Genomic DNA, 7,947 nt, shown 5'->3' on the forward strand with positions numbered 1-7,947 from the left:
GAAAACCGCTCCCCTTTTAGGCCGGGTAAGGCGCAGCCGTCACCCGGCTAAAGATCCCCCAGCAAGTGCTCCACCAGCAGCGGAATCGGCCTTCCCGACGCCACGCTCCTGCCGTTCTCGCGCCACAGCGCCGTGCCGCTGATGTCCAGATGCGCCCACGGGATCGTCTGCGGGCAAAAATGGTGCAGCAGCCACGCCGCCGACGCGCTGATTGCCGCGTTGTTTGTCGGGGTGTTGCACAGATCGGCAATCGCGCTGTCGGTCTGCTTTTTCAGCCGCGCATCCAGCGGCAGGGACCACACTTCGTCACCGCTCCGTTTTCCCGCCTGCGTCAGCGCGGCGCGCAGCGGCTCGTCCTGCGTCATTAATCCACTCAACTCATACCCCAGCGCTTTCACCACCGCACCGGTTAAGGTCGCCATATCAATGATATAGCGCGCCTGCGGATGGCGCTGGCTGGCCCAGGCGATGGCATCCGCCAGCACCAGTCGGCCTTCGGCATCGGTGTTGTTGATTTCAACCGTCATGCCGTTGCAGGCCGTTGCTACCGAGCCGGGCTGCATGGCGTCCGGGCCGATGGCGTTTTCCGCCAGCGCCAGCACGCCCATGATGCGTACGGACAGCGCCAGCTCTGCTACGGTCAGCATCAGCCCCAGCACGTTGGCCGCACCGCACATGTCGTATTTCATGGTGTACATGCCTGCGCCTTCCTTCAGCCACAGGCCGCCGGTATCGAAGGTAATGCCTTTACCTACGTAGCAGCGCACCGGGCCGTCAGAAACGCCGTCGTAATGAATAGCCAGCAGACGTGGCGGGCAGGTCGCCCCTTTGCCGACGGCGTTCAGCAGCCCAAGACCCTGCTCAACAATAGCCTTTTCGTTCAGCACCTCGCAGCGCAGGGCAGGGTAGGCGGCACACAGTTTTTGCGCCTCTTCGACCATAAACTGCGGCGTACAGCGATCGGACGGTATATCCGCCAGGCGACGCGCTGCGACCATGCCGTGAGCGATGGCCTGCTGCTGGCGGAAAATTGTTTCCAGCTTTGCCTGCTGTTCCGGCAGGCAGAGGGCGGTGATGTGCTTAATACGAACGCACTCACTGGTTTTTTTCAGCTGTAAATCGCTCAGCCTGTGCGCCTGATTAAAGAGAAAACGCAGCACCTGCGCCAGCACCACCTCGTCGATATCCGTCACGTCCAGCACGATATCTGCGCTGACGGGAGAGGCAAACAGCGGTCGCAGGGTGGCAAGCAGGCCTTCAGTGAGCGCGTCATGCCAGATCGCATCCGGCAGCAGGGTGATGCGCGCAAAGGGCGCGCAGCCAAAGCGGGTGTCCGCGATGCCGTCAGAGTCACGCATTTCCGCAACAAGCGCGGTTTGCGGCAACTGCGCACAGGAGACGCGGGCGATTAAATGGCTTCGTGGCTTCGCGTCAGAAAGCGCGGTGATAAACTGATACGCGATCATCATGACTCCTCAATCGGTGCGCGGATCCGCGCGGCGTAGGCCTGCATCCACTCGTCGTCCACGGCGTGATAGTGCGTTTTCTCCCGCTGGCGCTCGGTACGAAAAACGGTGAGGGGCTGACGGGCCGTCGCCACCACAAACGAGAAGGTTTTGATGTTAGTGGCGGCGCCAAATTCGCCCCTGTTGTTCATGCACACCACGGAGAGATCGCCCACGCGACCGAAGCGCGACATCAGCTTGTCTTCCAGCTCGAACACCACGGAGTCTGCCGCCTGCTGCGGCGTCATACCCTGCGCCATGCGACGAACGATTTCGTAGCTCGTGCAGCCTTTCATCAGATCTTCACCGACGCCCGTAGCGGTGGCCGCGCCGGTTTCGCTGTCGCAGTAAAAGCCGGAGCCGATAATCGGCGAATCCCCAATGCGGCCGCGTTTTTTCATAAACAGGCCGCTGGTGGAGGTGGCAACGCTCATTGAGCCCTGCTTATCGAGGCCGATAACGCCGACGGTGTCGTGTCCGTCGTACGGGCTTAAGCCTTTATCCAGCGTCTCGCGACAGCGTTTGCGGTAGTGCTGCATGGCGCGTTCGGTGAGCATGCTTTTATCGGCAAAGCCCTGACTTAGCGCCCATTCACGCGCGCCCTGGCCGACCAGCAGGCTGTTGTAGCGCTGGCGGCTGAGCGCGTGCGCCACGCGCACCGGGTTGGCGATATCCACCAGGTTCCCCACGGCACCGAACGCCAGCGTGTCGCCGTCCATGAATGCCGCGTCCAGCTCGACTTCGCCGTTTTCGGTCGGCAGCCCGCCGTAGCCGACGGATTTATAAAACGGAAAGTCTTCGACGGCGGCGACGGCATCAACCACCGCCGTAGCGACCAGTTTTCCCGCCGCCAGGGCAGACGCAGATTCCGTTACCCCTTCAAGCGCCATTCGCCAGGTTGCGATAATTCCCCACATGCTTTACTCCTGTTTTGCAAGGGTGGTGTCGGTTTGCGTAACGGTGGCAATTTCCGCCGCACGGTACTGTTTGTCCACGATACGCATGAAAGGCAGGTACAGCATGGCGCCAATCAGCAGGTTGATCAGCTGCATGACGCTGCCGCTCAGGTGTCCGGTGACGATAAAACCGCTGATCACCGGCGGCAGCGTCCAGGGGATAAACACCCCGGTGGTGACGGCGACCGCGCCAATCTTCATCGCCGCATACTGCACGGTGACCAGCACCAGCGGCACCAGGTTGAACGGAATAAGCATGATCGGGTTCATGATCACCGGCAGGCCAAACAGAATCGGCTCGTTGATGTTAAACACCGACGCCCCGGCGCCGAGGCGCGCCACTTCGCGCATGTTTTTACTGCGGGCGAAAATCAGCATCGCAATCACCAGCGACAGCGTAGCACCCGCGCCGCCCATCCAGATCATGTCAAAAAACTGTTCCGTGATAATGTGCGGCGGCGTCGTCCCCGCCTGGATCGCGGCGATGTTGTCGGTCTGGTTTTCCATCCACAGCGGACGAATGATGCCGTTAATCATCGAGCCGGAGTTAATGCCCACTGACCAGAGAATGGTGATGCTGAAGACGGTCATCAGCGCACCGATATAGGAGGTGCCGTAGTGGCGCACCGGGGTAGCAACCACTTCATAAATAAACTGGTGGATGGTGTTGTAGTGAGTGTTTTCGAAGACGATGCGGATACCCAGCACCAGAATCATCACCAGCAGGGCGGGGATCAGCGCCGCGAACGACTCCTGCACCGCAGGAGGCACGCCGTCCGGCATTTTAATGACCAGATTTTTGCGCTTCAGCCAGCAGAACAGCTCCGTCCAGAGCAGCGAGCCGATCATCGCCACGAACAATCCTTTGCTGCCAATCCACTCCACCGGCATCACGGTAATCCCGCCGTTTTCCGCCACCTTAATAAACGGCGTCAGGATCAGAAACGCGACCAGCGCCAGAATGCCGCAGGAGATGCGGTCCTCGCCGTAGTGTTCCGCCAGGCGGAAGGCGACCAGGAAGCTGATGAACAGCGACATGGTGGAGAACACCGCGTTGAATGGAATTTCAATAATCGCGCTCCAGCTCTCGCCAAAGGCCTGAGACATAAACTGCTGATAGGCCTGGTTAGGGAAGGAGGAGATAACCAGCAGAATGGAGCCGACGATAATAAACGGCATGAATGACACGTAGGCACCGCGAATGGCCCCGAGATGACGCTGCTGGGCCGTTTTCGCCGCCAGGGGCATCAGTTTTGCTTCAAGAAATCCCAGAACATTGTTCATTGTGAACTCCGTACAAGATTGAGGGGGGTGTTTATGTTATGTCTGTGGATTATCAGTGAAGCGCGGCGAGCGAAAGGTGAAACCGGTCACAAAGCAATCGCCTGTGTTATATAAATCTCATATGATTAGTTAACGGAATTGTTGCGATGGAAATTAAACTGCATGCCAATGCGACCACCACGCCGCGTATCCGCCGCTATCTGCAACAGTCAGATAAAAGCGACAGAGAGCTTGCCGTTGAGCTGGGGATCTCGGTCACGACCGTCAGGCGCTGGCGCAACCGCGACCAGGTTTCGGATAACCACACCACGCCAAAAGTGATACACAAAGCGTTGAGACAGGAACAGATTGCGCTGGTGAATGCGCTGCGCGACATCTCAGGGGCGCCGTTAGATGAACTGCTGCAGATGGTTAACGACGTGCTGGGGATCCGCGTTTCAAGGGCAACGCTGAATCGCTATCTCAAACCGGCCTCCGCGAAGCTAAAAGGGGGGCCGTTGCAGGGAATAAAAGCGCTGAAGGCTGGCATGCGGCCGCATACGCTGATGCTCCATCATCTGCCTTTATCCCTGCACATGGACGATGGGGGTGAACAACACCTGCTCTGGGCGCGCGAACCAGTGAGCGGCTGGTGTTATGCCCGGCTCTATGCGGGACTGTCGCCCCAGTTGCTCAATACCTGGACGCGGGCGCTGCTTGATGACTGTCCGGCTGATATACAATCTATTGAGACTTTTGGTTTTGAGCTGACAGAGGCTGCAAAAGATGTGGCTGTAAAAACGCATCCCCAAAAACACAACGCGCTTCAGGTAGCGGTGCCATTAGGCGATGTTATTCCTCGCGTGAATGATGAACCGGCGGGAGAGGTGTTGATCGCGCTGTGCGAGTTTTATAACCGGGGCAAAACGCAGAAAAAGCTGGGAGAGAGTACGCCGCAGGCGTTTCTGGAAGCGCTGCGGCGTAAGGACTAGAGGATGTCGAGCACATCTTCCGGCGGACGGCCAATGCGCGCCTTGCCGTTCGCCACCACAATCGGGCGCTCAATCAGCTTTGGATTGTCGACCATCGCCTGTACCAGTTCAGCCTCGGTGAGGCGGTTGTCATCCAGATTAAGCGATTTATACAGATCCTCTTTCTGACGCATCAGTTCGCGCGCGCTGCCCATCCCCAGCATGTGCAGCAGCTCGCGGATCGTCTGCGCGTCCGGCGGCGTCTCCAGATACAGCACCACTTCCGGGTCGATGCCGTTAGATTTCAGCAGGCTGAGGGTGTCGCGGCTCTTGGAGCAGCGAGGGTTATGGTAAATTTTTACCGCGTCTGTCATGACTTCTCCTTTATTACATCTTCTCGTACGGCTTAAAGCGTTGTTGCAGGCCGCGCAGCTGGTCGATACGCGCGTCGTAGCGGGCCTGCTGCAGGCTGCCGAGCTTCACCTGCGAGCTGGCGCTGCTGAGCAGGGAAATAGCCTGATCGAGACGGCCCGCCAGCGCCAGCCCTTCAGCACGCGCCGCCAGTTCCTGATCGCGGTTACCCAGTTGCCCCTGCGCCTGAGCGAGCAGCTCCCAGCCGTTCTGGTCGTCTTTATTGTTAAACGTGTAGCGGTTCAGAATGGTCACGGCCTGCGCAGGCTGACCGCCCTGCAAATAAGCGTTCGCCAGGTTAAGCTGCAGCACCGGGTTGGTCCGTATGTCTTTCGCCCCTTTCAGGCGGTTAATCGCATCAGTGGCTTTCTTCTGCCCCAGATCGATATCCGTCGAGAGATCGAGATACCACGGATTGTTCGGGTCGGCTGCCAGCAGCGGCTGCAGCGCTTTACGCGCCTCGTCGTATTTACTGGCTTCCATCGCCTGTAGCGCCTGACCATACTGCGCGGCATTTTTTTCCCGCACGTTGCCTTTCGCCAGGGTATCCAGCAGATCGCTGGTGAGCTGGTTACGTCCGGAGTTGTACATGCCGAGCGTTCTTACTTTCGCCATGTAGAAGTCCTGCGAAGACTGCACGACCACCGGGCGCATCTGGTTGGCACGGTTGCGTGCGTCCGAGAGACGGCTTTCCGGCAGCGGGTGAGTGAGCAAAATTTCCGGCGGACGGGAAGAATACCGTGCCTGGTCGAGCAGTTTTTCCAGGAAGCTCGGCATGGCCTGCGGGTCAAAGCCGGAGCGCTGTAAAACCTGAATGCCGATGCGGTCAGCTTCCTGCTCGTTTTGCTGGGTGAAGCTGATCATCCCCTGACGCGTTCCCGCAAGCGTACCGGTCAGGGCCGCCATCCCGGCCTGCGGGCTGGCCATCGCCAGCAGAATAGAGCCCAGTGCGCCCACCCAGGTGAGCGGGGCGTTACGTTTCTGGTCTTCCATTGCACGCGCGAGGTGGCGCTGGGTAACGTGCGAAATTTCGTGCGCCATTACCGAAGCCAGCTGGCTTTCGTTGTCTGAGTAACGGAATAACGCCGAATGCAGCACCACGTTTCCGCCGAAGAAGGCGAAGGCGTTGATTTCGTCGTTATTAATCAAATAGAAGTGGAAGGGCGTTTTTACCGAGTCGGCGTGCGCCACCAGGCGCATCCCCAGCCCGTTAATGTACTGCACCAGCAAAGGGTCGTTGATCAGCGGGGCGCTACCGCGCAGCTGGCGCACATAGTAATCACCCATCTGCATCTCTTGCCCGATAGAGAGCGTGCTTCCTGCCGTGGTGCCCATGTCCGGCAATGAATCGGACGAGTCAGCGAAAGCGGGCAACACCTGACCGACCGTCACTGCGGCAATCAGTGTTGCAACCAGTGTTTTTCTCAACTGCCTGAACATAACCACTGTCCTGTATGTTGGAGGTGCTAATTTGACCGATGAACCGGCATATCGTTCATCTCTGCTGCCCTGCGAGTGTAGCCGTGTTACCGCATGAAGAAAATCCCATTCATCAGGCTTTTGCGGATTGTGACAGGGATACAAAAAGCGAAAGTCTTTTTTGTGACAGTTAGATACAATTCACCGTCTCACTCCCGCCAATCGATTCAGGGAAGGGTTGTATGCTCGAAATGTTAATGCAGTGGTATCGGCGTCGGTTCAGTGACCCGGAAGCCATTGCTTTGCTGGTTATTCTGGTTGCCGGGTTCGGTATTCTGTTCTTCTTCAGCGGCCTGCTCGCCCCTCTGCTGGTGGCGATTGTGCTCGCGTACCTGCTGGAGTGGCCAACGGCGCGCCTGGAACATATCGGCTGTTCGCGCCGCTGGGCAACGAGTATCGTGCTGGTGCTGTTTGTCGGCATTCTGCTGCTGATGGCATTTGTGGTGATGCCGGTTGCCTGGCAGCAGGGGATCTACCTGATCCGCGATATGCCCGGCATGTTGAACAAGCTGTCTGATTTCGCCGCCACGCTGCCGCGTCGTTACCCCGCGCTGATGGATGCGGGGATCATAGATGCGATGGCCGAAAACATGCGCGCCCGCATCATGACGATGGGCGATTCGGTGGTGAAATACTCTCTGGCCTCGCTGGTGGGGCTGCTGACGCTGGCCGTCTATCTTGTGCTCGTGCCGCTAATGGTGTTCTTCCTGGTCAAGGACAAAGAGCAGATGCTGAACGCGGTACGCCGCGTGCTGCCGCGCAATCGCGGGCTGGCCGGGCAGGTCTGGCAGGAGATGAACCAGCAGATCACCAACTACATTCGCGGCAAGGTGCTGGAGATGATCGTGGTGGGCGTGGCGACCTGGATTGGCTTCCTGATTTTCGGCCTGAACTACTCGCTGCTGCTGGCGGTGCTGGTCGGATTTTCGGTTCTGATCCCGTATATCGGCGCGTTTGTGGTAACCATTCCGGTGGTGGGCGTTGCGCTGTTCCAGTTTGGGCTGGGTACCGAGTTCTGGAGCTGCTTCGCGGTATACCTGATTATTCAGGGGCTGGACGGTAACCTGCTGGTGCCGGTGCTGTTCTCCGAGGCCGTGAACCTGCATCCGCTGGTGATTATCCTGTCGGTGGTGATTTTCGGCGGGCTGTGGGGGTTCTGGGGCGTGTTCTTTGCCATTCCACTGGCGACGCTGATTAAAGCGGTGGTGCACGCGTGGCCGGATGTGCCTGCGGTGGAAGAGAAGTAGTTTTAGTGCGGGGTGAGGGGGAACATACGGCTCTGGTGGACATTCCGTTCACTTTATGTTCCTTGCTACTCTGTAAGGACATGACCTGTGAACGTGCCAGGGCGGCTCAATCGCC

General features: G+C 58.6%; 7 protein-coding genes. 2 read left to right on the forward strand and 5 right to left on the reverse strand.

Features of this window, described 5'->3' with window-relative positions; genetic code table 11:
- Positions 1 to 47 precede the first annotated feature (47 nt).
- From IM314_RS15335 to celB, 3 genes are read right to left on the reverse strand one after another with little or no spacing between them, the layout of a single operon-like run.
- The gene (locus IM314_RS15335; protein WP_193359156.1) at positions 48 to 1,466 is read right to left on the reverse strand and encodes a M17 family metallopeptidase; all 1,419 of its coding nucleotides are present in this window, start codon (positions 1,464 to 1,466) and stop codon (positions 48 to 50) included.
- Entirely contained in the window at positions 1,466 to 2,422 is a 957-nt protein-coding gene (locus IM314_RS15340) for a N(4)-(beta-N-acetylglucosaminyl)-L-asparaginase (RefSeq protein WP_193359134.1), read from the reverse strand. Before IM314_RS15340 ends, IM314_RS15335 begins: the two co-directional genes overlap by 1 nt.
- A gap of 3 nt (positions 2,423 to 2,425) precedes the next feature.
- On the reverse strand, positions 2,426 to 3,745 hold the full coding sequence (gene celB / locus IM314_RS15345; RefSeq protein WP_193359133.1) for a PTS cellobiose transporter subunit IIC: 1,320 nt from the start codon (positions 3,743 to 3,745) through the stop codon (positions 2,426 to 2,428).
- 146 nt (positions 3,746 to 3,891) lie between these two features.
- On the opposite strand from celB, the gene IM314_RS15350 reads away from it, so the two are divergent.
- Positions 3,892 to 4,716 carry an XRE family transcriptional regulator gene (locus tag IM314_RS15350; protein ID WP_193359132.1) on the forward strand — a complete coding sequence of 275 codons (825 nt, stop codon included), beginning with the start codon at positions 3,892 to 3,894 and terminating at the stop codon, positions 4,714 to 4,716.
- On the opposite strand, the gene arsC is transcribed toward IM314_RS15350, so the two are convergent.
- Together arsC and bepA are read right to left on the reverse strand one after the other, a co-directional pair.
- A complete protein-coding gene (gene arsC, locus IM314_RS15355; protein WP_041908769.1) occupies positions 4,713 to 5,069 on the reverse strand; it encodes an arsenate reductase (glutaredoxin) in 357 nt (118 codons plus the stop codon). The two genes, IM314_RS15350 and arsC, sit on opposite strands and share 4 nt — an antisense overlap.
- Before the next feature lie 13 nt (positions 5,070 to 5,082).
- Complete coding sequence (bepA, locus tag IM314_RS15360) at positions 5,083 to 6,546, reverse strand: beta-barrel assembly-enhancing protease (protein ID WP_041908772.1); 1,464 nt, start codon at positions 6,544 to 6,546, stop codon at positions 5,083 to 5,085.
- A gap of 221 nt (positions 6,547 to 6,767) precedes the next feature.
- Here bepA and IM314_RS15365 point away from each other — a divergent pair, with 221 nt between their 5' ends.
- Complete coding sequence (locus tag IM314_RS15365; protein WP_028014023.1) at positions 6,768 to 7,832, forward strand: AI-2E family transporter; 1,065 nt, start codon at positions 6,768 to 6,770, stop codon at positions 7,830 to 7,832.
- The last annotated feature ends 115 nt before the right edge of the window (positions 7,833 to 7,947 follow it).

Source organism: Enterobacter cloacae complex sp. P42RS (assembly GCF_014930595.1).
Taxonomy (GTDB): domain Bacteria; phylum Pseudomonadota; class Gammaproteobacteria; order Enterobacterales; family Enterobacteriaceae; genus Enterobacter; species Enterobacter bugandensis.